This window comes from Paenibacillus dendrobii, assembly GCF_009807035.1.
Classification (GTDB): Bacteria; Bacillota; Bacilli; order Paenibacillales; family Paenibacillaceae; genus Paenibacillus_AQ; species Paenibacillus_AQ dendrobii.
The window spans coordinates 2,001,879-2,017,109 of record NZ_WUBI01000001.1 but is presented as its reverse complement, the minus strand read 5'-3'; the positions used below and the strand labels follow the sequence as shown (position 1 = coordinate 2,017,109).

Here is a 15,231-nt window from a genome sequence, read left to right as displayed (position 1 = left end):
ATTATCGTAGCGAAAACGATGTTATCTTGCCATCCATCCGCCGTCAACGCACAGAACATGCCCATTTACATAATCCGATGCGGAGGAGGCGAGGAAGATGGCCGCGCCCTGAATGTCTTCCGGCGTACCCCAGCGTGCAGCGGGGATGCGCTCCGTAATGGAGGCTTTACGCTTCTCGTCGGCCTGGATTTGAGCCGTATTATCCGTAATCATGTATCCCGGGGCAATGCCGTTGACCTGAATGCCGCTTGCAGCCCATTCATTGGCAAAGGCCTTGGTCAGCCCGGCTACGCCGTGCTTGCTTGCGGTATAGCCTGGCACATTAATGCCGCCTTGATAGGACAGCATGGAACAGATATTAATAATCTTGCCGCTGCCCCGTTCGATCATGTGCCTGCCGGCAAGCTGCGACAGCAGGAAGACCGTGTTCAGGTTCAGGTCGATGACATCGAACCAGTCTTTTTCGCTGTGGTCTTTGGCAGGCGTCCGCCGGATGGTGCCGGCATTGTTGACGAGAATGTCAATTTGTCCCGTTAAAGTCAGCGCTTCTTCGAATACTTTTTGAAGTCCCGCTGCGTCGCTTAGATCAGCTTCGATCGCAGCACCCTTGCGGCCCAAGGCTTTCGCTCTCTCGACGGCCTCCTGGGATGAACTGCGGGCAACGCATACCACATCGGCTCCAGCCTCTGCCAGCCCGATGGCAATTCCTTGGCCGAGACCACCGGATGTACCGGTAATCAGTGCCGTCTTACCTTTCAGATTAAACAGATTCATGTGCTCATCCGCTCCTTGATATTAAATGGGGATCAATAATCCCCGCTCAGCTCAATCGGAATACCCGCTGCCCGGAACTGTTCCAGACTTTCGCCGGACAGCTCATTGTCAGTAATTAGACTGTGCAATTCACGCAGTTGTGCGAACGTACGCAGCGCAGTCTGTCCAAATTTATGATGGTCGACCACCGCGATGATTTCCCTGGCGGTATCGATGAGAGCACGCTTGAATGCGATCAATTCCCCGGTATAGATGGTAAGTCCATGCTCCAGATGTATGCCGGTAGCCGAAATGAAGGCTTTCTGAATGTTCAGCTCCTTCACGTAGGCCACCGCTTCGGGACCGGTCAGAATGTTGCGGACCCTGTAGCCTCCAGGAACAACGAGATTGATTTTGTCTTTTTTGGAAAGCTCGCTGATGACATATACATCATTCGTAATGACGGTGAGCTGCTGGTTGGGCAAAAGGCGGGCGATTTCCAGCGTGGTGCTCCCGCCGTCAAGTGCGATAATGTCGCCGGGTTGGACGCGCTTGAGCGCTGCCGCCGCAATGCTCCGCTTCATATCCAAGTGTCTTGAGATCGGCTCCTTGGACGGCAATATGCCGAATTGATCCGCTTGGGCAAGGACGGCGCCGCCGTGAATGCGACGGATTAGCCCCTGTTCCTCCAGTCGGGTCAGGTCTTCGCGAATGGTTTTGCCCGTAACATTCAGAATTTCGCTTAATTCCGTCACGGTCACTTCCTTGCTCGTCAGCAGAGCCTCCATAATCTTCTCGTGCCTTAGTATCGGGTTCATTTGTCACATGCCTCATTTCAAATCAGGGTAAATAAGATTCTATCGCGTTTATTTTAAATCCTTCATATCCACCGGGTCCATATCGGAATAGATTTTGTTGTCGCCTGCCATGCCCCAGATAAATGTATAATTGCTCGTGCCTACACCGCTGTGAATCGACCAGCTTGGCGAGATGACGGCTTGCTCGTTTCTCATGACGATATGGCGCGTTTCACTCGGTTCACCCATTAAATGAATGACAACGGAATCATCCGGAAGATCAAAGTACATATAAGCTTCCATTCGGCGTGGGTGGACGTGGGCCGGCATCGTATTCCACATATTTCCCGTTTTGAGCAGAGTCATACCCATGACAAGCTGCGAGCTCTGAATGCCATTTTGATGAATGAAACGATAGATGGTCCGGTCATTGGAATTCTCGATGGCACCAAGATCCGCAGACTCTGCATCCGCAAGTGTAGCTTTTTGTGTCGGGTAGGTCTGGTGAGCCGGAGCGGAATTCAAATAGAATTTGGCTGGCTTTTCAGAATCGACGCTTTTGAAGAAAACTTCCTTGTTGCCCATGCCGACGAAAAGGCATTCCTTGTGATCCAGCGCATGCTCCTTGCCTTCCACCACGACGATTCCTTTTCCGCCGACGTTGATGATGCCGATTTCACGGCGTTCCAGGAAATAGCTAACGCCAAGCTCTTTTAAATCCATATCCAGCTTAATCTCTTCGGCAATCGGAAAAGCGCCGCCAATGATGAGCCGGTCTTCATGAGTCAGTACGAGCTCCAGGTGATTCGGGATAAACAACTTGGGAATATGAAATTCTTCACGCAATCGAGCCGTGTCAAATTGTTTGACTTCACGTGGGTGCGAGGCATATCTTCTTTCCAAAACAAACACTCCTTTAGGGTTCATTTATGTTCATATCGTTCATATAGGTTCACATTAACCCTTTTTTAGGTTTATGGCAATAGCTTTTGCATAAAATGGCGGATGAGGATTGGATGAAGACCAAGCAAAAGGGGAGAATCGCGCTGGTCTTATAAACGAAAAGGATAAAACGCTTGCAATTAAACCGTGAAGAACATGGCTTGCAGGCTTTTTTTGAATATAAAAAAATAGAAGTGTTCATCTTACTGATAGACGTTATTTTTGAAAATATTAAAAATTTTATGTTTTAGTGTCCTTGGTGGATGTACAAATGAATAAAAAGATGCTACATTGATTACTAGATAATCTCTTGTGTGGTAAGGTTTTTTAATGATATTAATGTCCTCTGTATGAGGACGCCTGTATATTTAGGAGGGATTCGCTATGTCCAGTCATTCGCTTGAGCAATTTTTAACGGAGAACATCGAGGATCTAAAAAGCAAGGGCCTATACAATGTTATTGATCCGCTGCAGGGTCCAAACGGGCCGACTATTGACATTGAAGGGAAGTCACTGATTAATCTGTCTTCCAACAATTATTTGGGACTCGCGACAGATAATCGTCTGGTTGATGCATCCATTGAGGCGGCGAAAAAATACGGCGCAGGCGCCGGTGCGGTCCGAACGATCAACGGCACCATGGATCTGCATTTGGAACTGGAACACAAGCTGGCCGAATTCAAACATACGGAAGCGGTCATTACTTACCAGTCCGGCTTTAACTGCAATATGGCGGCCATTTCCGCGGTCATGGACAAAAACGACGCCATTTTATCGGATGAGCTTAATCATGCCTCCATCATTGACGGCTGCCGGTTGTCGAGAGCCAAAACGATCCGTTTCAAGCATTCGGACATGGAGGATTTGAGAGCGCAGGCCAAAGCAGCCAAAGAATCCGGTCTTTACAATAAAATCATGGTGATTACCGATGGCGTGTTCTCCATGGATGGCGATATCGCCAAGCTGCCCGAAATCGTGCAGATCGCCGAAGAATTCGATCTTATTACGTATGTGGACGATGCCCATGGCTCAGGTGTTTTGGGTCAGGGAGCCGGTACCGTCAAGCATTTTGGCTTATCGGACCGCATTGACTTCCAAATCGGTACCCTTTCCAAGGCTATCGGCGTGGTTGGCGGATATGTGGCGGGCAGTACGAAGCTGATTGAATGGCTTAAGCTGAGAAGCCGTCCGTTCCTGTTTTCGACCGCCATGCCGCCTGCTTCCGTCGCAGCCATCATCGCTTCGGTGGATATTCTCATGAATGATCAGACGCTGATCAAAAAGTTATGGGAGAACGGCGATTTCCTGAAAAGCGAGCTGAAAAAGCTTGGTTTTGATGTAGGTCACAGTGAAACGCCTATTACGCCTTGCATCATCGGGGACGAAGTGAAGACGCAGGAGTTCAGCAAACGCTTGTACGAAGAGGGCGTATATGCCAAAGCGATCGTCTTCCCGACGGTCCCTAAAGGAACCGGACGAATCCGCAATATGCCTACGGCTGCACACAGCAGGGAAATGCTGGAACAGGTCGTTTCCGTCTACGAAAAGGTAGGCAAGGAATTGGGGATCATTTAATCGGTCTGCCGGGAAGCCAAACGGGGAGGAATAACGATGAAGAACATTTTGGTGACGGGTGCATTAGGCCAAATTGGATCGGAGCTGGTCGCCAAGCTCAGACATATGTATGGAAACGATCAGATCATTGCCACCGATGTACGGAATACGGGGCATGAAATCACGAGATCGGGACCTTTTGAAACACTGGACGTAACGGATGACAAAGCAATGTTTGAGGTTGCCAAACGTCATCGGGTGGATACGGTGATCCATCTGGCGGCGCTGCTGTCCGCTACGGCTGAAGAGAAGCCGTTGCTGGCATGGAACCTCAACATGGGCGGACTCGTGAATGCGCTGGAAGTTGCAAGAGAACTCGGCTGCCAATTCTTTACGCCAAGCTCGATCGGGGCCTTTGGTCCGTCCACACCGAAGGATCATACTCCGCAGGACACGATTCAGCGTCCCACGACGATGTATGGCGTGAACAAGGTATCCGGAGAGCTTCTGTGCGATTATTATTTTCATAAATACGGACTCGATACCCGGGGGATCCGGTTCCCTGGTCTCATCTCCTATGTGACACCTCCCGGCGGAGGCACGACGGATTACGCCGTGGAAATTTACTATGAAGCGGTAAGCCAAGGGCGTTACGTCTCGTTTATCGACAAAGGCACTTATATGGATATGATGTATATGCCTGATGCCTTGGATGCGGTCGTTCAGCTGATGGAAGCCGACCCCGCAAAGCTGGTTCACCGGAATGCGTTTAACATCACTGCGATGAGCGTAGATCCGGAGGCTATCGCGGCCTCGATCCGCAAAATGATGCCGTCATTTGCCCTTGGATACCAGGTGGATCCGAAAAGACAGGCTATCGCCGAGAGTTGGCCGAATTTCATCGATGCATCTGCAGCAGCCAGTGAATGGGGCTTCCAGGCGAAGTATGATCTCGATGCGATGACGCAGGATATGCTAAGCCAGCTTAGTTCGAAAGAGATGCTTGCCCGGAAGGCATAATCATGAATGAAGCATGAATGAAGAATAAATCATAGACTGTCTGCTTGGTCCGAAGTCAGGGCGATGGCAGGCAGTCTTTTTTTGATCGAATACAGTTAACAGGGACACGTGATGCATATTGACCTAAGGTTTATTTTTCATCCCGCATATGGAAATAAACGTGAAAGTTACTCTATAATGAAGGTGAAGCCCCGGTAAACCAGGGACTTCAATTTCCGGGAGACAGGAGATGTTCAGATTCATGATTCAATTTCCTAAGCCAGATGTGGAGCAATTCTTTCAAACTTATTTGATTCGTTCTTTTGGCGTCAGCAGCGATGAGTCTCGCCTCATATTCAGCAGCACGCTCAGCGGTAAATTCAACTTATGGGCCATGGATTTGAAGGGGGAGACATCCTATCCTTTTCCACTGACATACAACGATCAGATGTGCAGCTTCATCAAGCTGGACCCGCAGGGTAGACATATTCTGACGGCGTTTGATCATGACGGTAACGAAAATTACCAGTTAAGCGCGCTCCGATGGAACGGCGGCGAACCGATGCCGCTATTGGATGGATTGTCGCCGGATGACAAGCATGAATTCGTGCATTTGTCGGAAGACGGTAAGCGAATCTATTACACGGATTCTAAAGGAAACCCTAATTTCCTTAATTCGAGGGTATATCATCTGGACACGAAGGAAAATCATCTGTTGATCGAAGGCAAGGACACGACGACGGAGCTGTGTGCGGTCAGTCCGGATGAGAAAACGTTCGCTTTTACCAAAATCTACGCGAATACGTATTATGTAAGCTATATCATCCGGGAAAATGGGGAAGAAGCGTGTCTGACGCCAGATCCGGAACAGGTTCATACAGCGGGGAGCGTTCAGTTCCTGGACAATGACAACGTGATTTTCGCAACGGATTACGAGTCGGAATTTACATATATGGCGCATTATCATATTCCAACAGGGGCCTTTAAACGACTCTGCGAAATCGACAAGGAGACCATCGCGCAGCTCCGCCTGCATAAGGAAACGGGGACGGTTTATATCGTCACCGAAAAAGGGGTGGAGGATCATCTATATGCTTACTCTCTAGACAGCGGTGAGCTCACCTCAATACCACTGCCGGTCGATATTCTTGAGCAGCTTGCAGTTACCCGGTCCGGTAACCTGTATATATTGGGACGCGGGGCGGTGAAGCCGTTTAATATTTACCGTTATGACGGCAGCGGCTGGACGATGCTGACCAAGAATGTCATGACGGGCCTGACGGAGGAGGACCTCGTGGCTCCGGATGTCGTGACTTACAAGTCCTTTGACGGCATGGAGATTGAGGCGCTTCTTTTCCGTGCCAAAGAGCATACTGCAAACGGCTGTACGGTATTCTGGCCGCATGGCGGACCGCAGGCTGCAGAGCGTAAGCAATTCCGCGCCATGTTCCAATACATAATTGCCCAAGGCTATAATATTTTCTGTCCGAATTTTCGCGGAAGCACAGGCTACGGCAGCTCATTCGTGAAGTTGGTGGAGCAGGATTGGGGCGAGGGCCCACGCAAAGACTGCCTGGCCGGCATGGACTGGTTGTTCGAGCAAGGGATTTCGAGCCGAGACCGCCTGTTTGTCCTGGGGGGCAGCTATGGCGGCTACATGACGCTGCTGCTTGCCGGGAGGAATCCGGAATATTTCAAGGCCGCGATTGATATCGTCGGGGTCAGCAACCTCTTCACCTTCTATAACTCGGTGCCGGAGCACTGGAAGCCGATCATGAAGCAGTGGCTCGGCGATCCGGAGCAGGACCGTGAGCGGTTTATCAAAGACACTCCGATCACCTATCTCGACAATATGGTGAATCCGATGCTTATTATCCAGGGTGCTAATGACCCGCGTGTCGTCAAGGCAGAGTCCGATCAGATCGTCGAGGCGCTGCGCGCAAAAGGCCGTGACGTGGAATATATCGTTTTTGACGATGAAGGTCACGGTATCACGAAGAAAGCCAATGAGAAAATCGCTTATGCCCGGATGGTGGAGTTCCTGAACCGCTGCCGGTAGTATGTTGAACATGACGCATACGCTCATTCATCGTTATTGAAACTGAAGCGAATCTATCGAATTCGCATTGCCTAGGAGGCTATCCTACATATCTACGGATATGTAGGATAGCCCATTTTGATATAGTTGGTATGTTTGATTGCATAATTGAACATAAATTTGATATAATCAATTCGATTATGTGAATAAAGGGACAGACTGGAAGTGAGTATATGCAGTCAAACCAAAAGCCGTTGTACATGGTGATTATCGAGGATCTGAAGGAAAAGATACTTTCCGGTGAATATAAAGAAGACCAGCAGCTGCCAACCGAAATGGAGCTTGCCGAACGGTCGGGCGTCAGCCGGATTACATCCAAGAGAGCGCTGATCGAACTCGAACGGGAAGGATTGATCTACCGTAAGCGGGGCAGCGGCAGTTATGTGAAGAAACAAGAGCCGAGAAGCGGAGCAGGGGAACCCGGCACCGTGTCCGCAGCTCCGATTATTTCGATGGTATTGCCGTATATGGCTACGAGCGAGCTGGATTTCATTAAGGGAGCCACCGATTACCTGGATACCAAGGGATATTATTTGAGCATTCATAACAGCAATTGGAGCAAGGACAGGGAGCGGGAATTCCTGCTCCGGATTCCGAAAAACGGTTCGAGCGGGATCATTCTGTACCCCATCAGCACCATCAGCAATATCGATGTGCTGCATGCACTGTACTGGAACGACTATCCTCTGGTCATGATTGATCAGTACGTGGAGAGCCTTCCGGTAACCAGCGTCGTGTCGGACAACACGCAGGGCGGATACTTGATTGCCAAGCAGCTGATTGAGCTGGGTCATGAACGGATAGCGTTTGTTTCGAGCATTGCCATTGAGTTCCGCAGCTCGGTGCGCGACCGCTATCAAGGTTACTGCAAAGCGCTGCGGGATCACGGACTTGCCGTCGATCCGGAGCTGGTAATCGCGGACTTTTACCGCGACGCCGACGAAGACAAGAGCAATACCTTTTACAAGAACATGATCAGCAGGATCATGGATCTCGGCGTGACCGCCATTCAAGCGGAGCATGACCATCTGGCTGTTGATCTTCTGCGCAGCGCGTTGGACATGGGAATCCAAGTACCTGGACAGTTGTCCATTGCCGGATTCGACGATCATATGATTTCCAGCCTGGTGGAAGTGCCGCTGACGACGATTGCCCAGGATTACAGCGAAATCGGCCGCAAAGCGGCAGAGCTGATCGTGAGCCAGATCGAAGGGAGCGGGAAGAACCCCGTGCAAGCCGAGATACCGGTCCGCCTAATTGAAAGAGCTTCGACTGCGGCATTAACCGATGAATACACCGCCCAGGAACAAATATAGAAATAGTCTCACCATGGCCGGCCCAGCGGGGCCGGTCTTTTTGTTGTCCTTAAATGGAGAAGCGTGCACATCCGGTGATCAAAACGGTGGTTACCGGAAGATTGTTTGTGTTAGATATAATGAATAGGGACTAGTTGTATAATAAGATATATTCACTATTTACAAAATATAGGCACCCGATTATAATAACTCGTGTAAGCGGTATAAATGATATATCTAATATGATATATAAAGCGACAAATTCTGATCTTTTTACTCATTCAGGATGATGGGCGTATCGCTTATTTGTAAAAAGCTATTATGTAAGCGCATTCTTTTTTGTGGTTAAACGCAAATGACAAAGGGGTGATCGGTTTTATTGCTTAAGGTTTCATTGGTCTTTTCTGTATTCAGGTCCACAACACTAATCCGAAACGGAAAATGGGGGATGAACGCGTGAAGAAAATGAAAGTACTCTCCATGCTGCTCGTAGTCTTGTTATTTGTATTTACCATTGCAGGCTGCTCGGGCGGCGGCGCTCAAGAAGGCAGTTCCAATGAAAGCAATAAAGCCGCTGAGCAGGAGCCAGCGAAAGAGGCGGATCAAGAGCCTGCCCCAGAGCCTGAGAAAGAGCAGGCTGCTGCGCCGGAAGAGAATAAGACCGATTTGGGCGGAGACACCATCAAGATTGGCGTATGGTATGACGATGCCGATCCGAGACTGGTGAAGGAAAAAGGTCCTGCGGAAGAAGAGCAGATCAAGCTGATTGACCAAGTTGAAAAGAAATACAACTGCAAAATCGAATTCGTGAAATTTGGCGATTACGGCAAATACGTAGAAAACTTCACCACGACATCCCTCTCCGGCACACCTTTTGCCGACATTGTCCTCCTCGAGCTGTTCTGGGCCTTCCCGACGCTCGTCAACAAAGATTTTATACAACCGGTAGACGACAAACTTGATTTGAACGATCCGAAATACATCGACTGGATGAAAAAGGGCGGAAACTTCAAAGGCAAGCAGTACGGCATGACCGATTCCTCTCCATCGCCTTACGGCATTTTTTACAACAAAACACTCGTGAAGAAGCTGGGTCTTGAAGATCCGTATGAACTTCAGCAAAAAGGCGAATGGACGTGGGAAAAATTCCGCGACTTCGCCAAAAAAGCAACCAAAGACACGAACGGCGACGGTAAAACAGACATCTTCGGAATCGCCGGCGCTTACGGAAAAATCAATTCCTTCACGGAGCAAATGATCTACTCCAACAAAGGCACGGTTGACAAGGATGCCGAAGGCAACATCAAATTCTCACTGAACGGCGAAAATTCGATGGAGGCGCTGCAGTTCATAGCGGATCTCTACAACAAAGACAAATCCATCATGCAGCCAATTCCGGAGGATGCGAACAAGGAATTTGTTGCAGGCAAAGGCGTCATGTACGCCGGTTTCAGCTGGGAGCTGGGCGGATTGCTCGACAATATGAAGAACCAGGAACTCGGGTACGTGTTCTTCCCGAAAGGTCCGAAATCGGATAAGTACGTCTCCTACACTCCGTTCGGCAACATGTTCATGGTAGCGAAGTACTCAAAACATGCGGATGTGGCAGCAAAGATTCTGGATGAGATCAGCCTGCATGATGCCGGCAGAAAATTGTCGCAGCAATCTTGGGAAAGCTCTTATCCGAACAAGGAATCGCTGGATACGCGCAAGCAAATGTCTGAAAGCATCGACTACATTTCCTATTACGCGATTCCGGATGGCGGCAAGCTGTTTGAAGGTGTCGTCAAGGATATCACGACAGGCAAAATCTCGCCTTCCACCGCGGTCGATAAGGTTAAGCCGCAGTTCGAAGCCAACATCAACAAGCTGCTTCAGGACAGTAAATAACCGACCGGCAGCATAGTAACTCTGATGTGTACCCCTGTCCTTGGCCAAGGGAGAGGGGTACTGCTGAAGAGGAAGGGGGAGCCCATGCACAGATCGATATTCAAGGCAGCATCCACTCTGCTTGCGGTGTCCGTTGCCGCCGGCTTAATCACAGCTGCGCAGGGACCATCTTCCCGCGAGGCTTCAGCCTCGGCCGTGCAATCGCCGGTACAACTGGACCTTCGCGGCATCAAACAATCGGCGAAACCAGGCGGCTATGAAGAGTACCTGAACAATCATAAAGCGTCGGCCACATCAGCCGGGGACATGGTTATTGAAGGAGACGCCTACAACCAAGCTGAAGGCATGAACGTCTCCGTTCTTCCCAACTATCAGGGCGTTCAGGGGAATTCGATTCTTACACAGGATTCCGGCAGTGTGACATGGGATTTTGACGTGAAGAAGGCGGGCCTGTATAACATACGCCTCGAATTATACACGGAACCGGGCAAGGATTCCGACATCGAGCGGGAGCTGGCTATTGATGGTGCCGTTCCATTTGCAGAAGCAAAAAACTTGGTTTTGAACCGGGTATGGAAAAATGAGAAGAACCAATTCGACCAGGACGGGCGCGGGAATGATTTGACGCCGGGACAGGTGGAAGAGCATTTGTGGCAGGACATTGCCTTGAAGGACAGCAGCGGCGCGTACGAAGATCCGTTTTTGTTTTATTTTTCCGCAGGGAAGCACAGCCTGTCTTTGAACTCGGTCAAGGAACCGCTGGTGATCCGGCAGATTATTCTGTCTGCACCGGCTGCCATGCCATCATACAGCGACATCGCGGCGAAATACGCATCGGAAGGACTGAAGCCTGCGGCGGACGTTTCCATGAAAGTTCAGGCTGAGCAGGCCATGTATAAATCTTCACCGAGCCTTCTTCCCTATAACGACCGCTCCAATCCGGCGGTGGAACCTTACCATGTATCCAAACTTCGCAATAACGCCATGGGCGGCTATGCCTGGAGGCTTCCTGGGCAGTGGATCGAATGGGAAATCGAAGTGCCGAAGGACGGGTTATATCAGATCGCTTTTAAAAATCGGCAAAACTATCTGCGGGGCTTATCCGTGCTTCGTTCGATTTACATAGACGGCAAGCTGCCGTTTAAGGAAATGCAGACCGTTACATTCCCGTACAGCAGCTCTTGGCAGATGAAGGTGATCGGACCGGGGGGAGGGGAGCCTTATCTTTTTCATCTCACCGAAGGAAAGCACCGGATTCGGATGGAGGTTACGCTCGGGGACATTGCACCGATTCTCCGTTCGGTGGAGTCCAGTATCCTGGAGCTAAACGCCATGTATCGTCAAATCATCAGTTACACCGGCACGGTGCCGGATACGTTCCGCGATTATAACCTGGAGCAGCGCATACCGGAGATGACCCAAGTGTTCCGGGAGTCCAGCGAACAGCTGTACAGCATCGCGAAGGCGATCGAGGGACCATCCGGCCAGAGCGATGAGCGGACGTCCATTATCAATACGGTAGCTTACCAGCTGAAGGACATGGCAGACAAACCCGAATCCGTGCCTTCACGCATTGAGACGTTCAAAACCAACGTCGGTGCGCTCAGCTCATGGATGCTGACGGTGAACGAGCAGCCCTTGTCGCTGGATTACCTGATCGTCAGTTCTCCGGGCAGCAAGCTGCCGCAGGCTGAGGCTGGGGCTTGGACCAAGCTGGTATCCGGCACAGAGTCTTTCCTGGCATCGTTCTACGAGAATTACGATGACTTTTCTGCAGACGACAACAAGGACAGCATTTCGGTATGGGTTACTTCCGCGCGCGATCAGGCGCAGGTGATCAAAAGGCTCATTGACGACCAATTCACGCCGAAGACAGGCATCCATGTCAATCTGAAGCTGGTGGCATCGGACGTCATTCTGCCTTCGACCGTGGCCGGCAAGGGGCCGGATATCGCGCTTCAGATCGGCAACGATCTGCCCGTGAATTATGCGAGCCGCAGTGCGCTGCAGGATTTGTCGGCGTTCCCGGATTTTGGCACGGTGAAAGACCAATTTAATGCAAGTGCGCTTGTGCCATATGAGTACGGCGGTTCTTACTACGCGCTACCGGAGCAGCAGACGTTCCCGATGCTTTTCTACCGGAGGGATATCCTCGAGGATGAACTGCATCTGAAAGTGCCGCAGACCTGGGATGATGTCCATGACATTCTGCCGGTACTGCAAAAACATAACCTGCAGTTCGGTTTACCGCAAAAGTCGCTCGATTCCTTGGGCAATGACGTGGCCAATACCAACATCGTCACAATGCCGCCGAGTCCGGCCTACGCCATGTTCCTGTACCAAAACCAGGGACAGTTCTACAAGGACGGCGGGGCGGCCGTGGATCTCGATTCGGAAACGGGCATCAAAGAGTTCAAGCAGTGGACGGACTTCTACGTGAATTATAAAATCCCGATCTCCGTCGACTTCGCCAACCGCTTCCGGACCGGCGAGATGCCGATCGGAATCGTGGATTATACGATGTACAACAAGCTAAGCGTGTTTGCGCCGGAAATCAAAGGGCTGTGGTCGTTCGCGCCGGTGCCCGGCACGCTTGGCAGCGACGGCAAGCTTCACCGCGAGGTCGGCAGCAGCGGCTCGGCAACGGTGATGTTCAAGCATACGGAACATAAAGACGCGGCATGGGAGTTCATGAAATGGTGGACCGGGAAGGACACGCAAGTTGCTTATGGACGCCAGATGGAAATCCGGATGGGCGCTTCCGCCCGTTATCCAACCGCCAACAAGGATGCCCTGACGCAGCTTCCTTGGCCGACGCTCGATCTTCGCAAGCTGCAGGAGCAAATGCAGTGGGTCAGAGGCATTCCGGAGGTGCCGGGAGGCTACCTGACAGGACGCAACATCGACAATGCGTTCCGCCGTGTCGTCGTGCATGGCGATGACCCGAGGGAAACGATGGACAATTATGTGCGGGCCATGAATGAGGAAATTACGATCAAACGCAAAGAATTCAATCTCCCGACAGAGAAATGAGGGACCTTCATATGAAGCAGCAGATTGCCGATCGTCCCGTTGTGACGGGAGCGAAAATGCCAGGCGGGGGCGCGCCGGGGCGCATGATACGGAACAAGGCCGCGCGGATATGGACGGAAATGAAGATGAATAAGCATGCTTATGTTTTGATGGCGCCTTATTTCATTATTTTCTGCACGTTTACCGTTATTCCGGTGCTTTTATCCTTTGTATTAAGCTTTACGAATTTCAATCTGCTGCAGTCGCCGAAATGGATCGGCTGGCAGAACTATGCGAGATTGTTCGTTCAGGATGATATCTTTTTGATCGCTTTGAAAAATACGCTGCTGTTTGCGGCCATTACCGGTCCGATCAGCTATATTGCCTGCTTCATGTTCGCATGGCTGATCAACGAGCTGCCGCCGAAGCTGCGGGCGCTGCTGACGCTGGTGCTGTATGCTCCTTCGATTTCGGGCAACACGTATTTGATCTGGACGCTGCTTTTCGCCGGCGATTCTTATGGATACGCCAACTCGTTTCTGATGAAATGGGGCTTCATCATGGAGCCGATCCAGTGGCTTCAGGATTCCAGATATGTGCTGATGATTCTCATTCTGGTGCAGTTGTGGCTTAGCCTTGGCACATCCTTTCTGGCATTTATCGCCGGTCTGCAGAACGTGGACCGGACGATGTACGAAGCGGGCAGCATTGACGGCATCCGCAACCGCTGGCAGGAGCTGTGGTTCATTACGCTGCCGGCCATGCGGCCGCAGCTGATGTTCGGCGCGGTCATCCAGATCGCCTCCGCTTTTTCCGTCGCGGAAATTTCGATCTACCTGATCGGATTTCCAAGCGTGGATTATGCTGCACACACGATCGTAACCCACCTGGTCGATTACGGGACGATCCGTTTTGAAATGGGTTATGCCTCGGCGATCGCGACCGTGCTGTTCACCATCATGCTGTCGGTGAACCTGTTAACCCAGAAGCTCCTAGGAAAAGTAGGTGAGTAAAGCATGAAGCTCGTACTAAAGATGCCGAAAAGATTGAACCGTTCCTGGGGCGTAGACCTGCTTCTGTTCGTGCTGCTGGGCGGAGTGGCCTGTTTCATGGCACTGCCGCTGGTATTCACGATCAGCAACGCGTTTAAGCCGATCGATGAGATCTTTACTTTTCCGCCTAAACTGTTCGTGCGCAATCCCACGTTCAAAAACTTTACGGATTTGGTCAACATTTTCAGCGATTCCTGGGTTCCGTTTTCGAGATACGTGTTCAATACGTTTTTCATTGCCATCATCGGAACGGTGTGGCATGTCATCCTGGCTTCGGCCGCGGCATATCCGCTTGCCAAGCTCCGTTTTCCAGGCAAAAGGATATTATTCAACATCGTGGTGCTTTCGCTCATGTTCACGGTATACGTGACCCAGGTTCCGAACTATATGATCATTTCATATCTGGGTCTGATCAATACTTATTGGGCCATTCTGCTGCCAGCATTCGGTATGACGCTCGGACTGTACCTGATGAAGCAGTTCATGGAACAGATTCCGGATGCGCTGCTTGAGGCGGGGAAAATCGACGGGGCCAGCGAGTACCGTATCTACTGGCAAATCGTCATGCCGATCGTAAGGCCCGCCTGGCTGACGCTGATCATTTTCTCGCTCCAAAATCTTTGGACCAACGGCTCTGTCACGAGCCACAAATACATTTACAGCGAGCAGCTGAAGACCGTGGATTACGTGTTCGGGCAGATCGCAAGCGGCGGCCTGGTCCGTACCGGACCGGTAGCTGCCGTCACGCTCCTCATGATGATCGTTCCGATTACCGTATTCATCGTGACGCAGAGCAGCATCATCCAAACGATGTCCACGTCGGGCTTGAAGGAATAACA

11 protein-coding genes are annotated in these 15,231 nt (G+C 50.9%); 8 read left to right on the top strand and 3 right to left on the bottom strand.

What is annotated here, in order from left to right:
* Positions 1–21 precede the first annotated feature (21 nt).
* Genes kduD through kduI form a run of 3 tightly spaced genes read right to left on the bottom strand, consistent with a single transcriptional unit; the run spans position 22 to position 2,453 of the window.
* Positions 22–774, bottom strand: coding sequence for a 2-dehydro-3-deoxy-D-gluconate 5-dehydrogenase KduD (gene kduD / locus GRF59_RS08795; RefSeq protein WP_160497204.1), 753 nt, complete (start codon positions 772–774; stop codon positions 22–24).
* 32 nt (positions 775–806) lie between these two features.
* Entirely contained in the window at positions 807–1,571 is a 765-nt protein-coding gene (locus GRF59_RS08790; RefSeq protein WP_160497203.1) for a DeoR/GlpR family DNA-binding transcription regulator, read from the bottom strand.
* Positions 1,572–1,619: 48 nt separating this feature from the next.
* A complete protein-coding gene (gene kduI, locus GRF59_RS08785; RefSeq protein ID WP_160497202.1) occupies positions 1,620–2,453 on the bottom strand; it encodes a 5-dehydro-4-deoxy-D-glucuronate isomerase in 834 nt (277 codons plus the stop codon).
* Between the two features lie 423 nt (positions 2,454–2,876).
* On the opposite strand from kduI, the gene GRF59_RS08780 reads away from it, so the two are divergent.
* The 8 genes from GRF59_RS08780 to GRF59_RS08745 all read left to right on the top strand — a co-directional run bounded on the left by GRF59_RS08780 (position 2,877) and on the right by GRF59_RS08745 (position 15,229).
* Positions 2,877–4,067: a glycine C-acetyltransferase gene (locus tag GRF59_RS08780; protein ID WP_160497201.1), complete on the top strand. Its 1,191-nt coding sequence runs from the start codon at positions 2,877–2,879 to the stop codon at positions 4,065–4,067.
* A 36-nt stretch (positions 4,068–4,103) separates the two neighbouring features.
* Positions 4,104–5,066, top strand: coding sequence for an L-threonine 3-dehydrogenase (locus GRF59_RS08775; protein ID WP_160497200.1), 963 nt, complete (start codon positions 4,104–4,106; stop codon positions 5,064–5,066).
* Positions 5,067–5,307: 241 nt separating this feature from the next.
* Positions 5,308–7,104 carry a S9 family peptidase gene (locus GRF59_RS08770; RefSeq protein ID WP_160497199.1) on the top strand — a complete coding sequence of 599 codons (1,797 nt, stop codon included), beginning with the start codon at positions 5,308–5,310 and terminating at the stop codon, positions 7,102–7,104.
* Between the two features lie 212 nt (positions 7,105–7,316).
* A complete protein-coding gene (locus tag GRF59_RS08765) occupies positions 7,317–8,459 on the top strand; it encodes a GntR family transcriptional regulator (RefSeq protein WP_160497198.1) in 1,143 nt (380 codons plus the stop codon).
* Between the two features lie 444 nt (positions 8,460–8,903).
* Positions 8,904–10,328, top strand: a complete 1,425-nt coding sequence (locus GRF59_RS08760; protein ID WP_237391790.1) for an ABC transporter substrate-binding protein — start codon at positions 8,904–8,906, stop codon at positions 10,326–10,328.
* An 84-nt stretch (positions 10,329–10,412) separates the two neighbouring features.
* Complete coding sequence (locus GRF59_RS08755; RefSeq protein WP_160497196.1) at positions 10,413–13,361, top strand: extracellular solute-binding protein; 2,949 nt, start codon at positions 10,413–10,415, stop codon at positions 13,359–13,361.
* Between the two features lie 83 nt (positions 13,362–13,444).
* Positions 13,445–14,353 carry a carbohydrate ABC transporter permease gene (locus GRF59_RS08750; RefSeq protein WP_237391789.1) on the top strand — a complete coding sequence of 303 codons (909 nt, stop codon included), beginning with the start codon at positions 13,445–13,447 and terminating at the stop codon, positions 14,351–14,353.
* A 3-nt stretch (positions 14,354–14,356) separates the two neighbouring features.
* A complete protein-coding gene (locus tag GRF59_RS08745; protein WP_160497195.1) occupies positions 14,357–15,229 on the top strand; it encodes a carbohydrate ABC transporter permease in 873 nt (290 codons plus the stop codon).
* The last annotated feature ends 2 nt before the right edge of the window (positions 15,230–15,231 follow it).

Bases quoted from the DNA above. Each gene is read 5' to 3' on its own strand.
- GRF59_RS08745 (WP_160497195.1), top strand. From the start codon at position 14,357: ATGAAGCTCGTACTAAAGATGCCGAAAAGATTGAACCGTTCCTGGGGC.
- kduD (WP_160497204.1), bottom strand. From the start codon at position 774: ATGAATCTGTTTAATCTGAAAGGTAAGACGGCACTGATTACCGGTACA.
- GRF59_RS08775 (WP_160497200.1), top strand. From the start codon at position 4,104: ATGAAGAACATTTTGGTGACGGGTGCATTAGGCCAAATTGGATCGGAG.
- GRF59_RS08790 (WP_160497203.1), bottom strand. From the start codon at position 1,571: ATGAACCCGATACTAAGGCACGAGAAGATTATGGAGGCTCTGCTGACG.
- GRF59_RS08760 (WP_237391790.1), top strand. From the start codon at position 8,904: ATGAAAGTACTCTCCATGCTGCTCGTAGTCTTGTTATTTGTATTTACC.
- GRF59_RS08755 (WP_160497196.1), top strand. From the start codon at position 10,413: ATGCACAGATCGATATTCAAGGCAGCATCCACTCTGCTTGCGGTGTCC.
- GRF59_RS08780 (WP_160497201.1), top strand. From the start codon at position 2,877: ATGTCCAGTCATTCGCTTGAGCAATTTTTAACGGAGAACATCGAGGAT.
- GRF59_RS08750 (WP_237391789.1), top strand. From the start codon at position 13,445: ATGATACGGAACAAGGCCGCGCGGATATGGACGGAAATGAAGATGAAT.
- GRF59_RS08765 (WP_160497198.1), top strand. From the start codon at position 7,317: ATGCAGTCAAACCAAAAGCCGTTGTACATGGTGATTATCGAGGATCTG.
- GRF59_RS08770 (WP_160497199.1), top strand. From the start codon at position 5,308: ATGATTCAATTTCCTAAGCCAGATGTGGAGCAATTCTTTCAAACTTAT.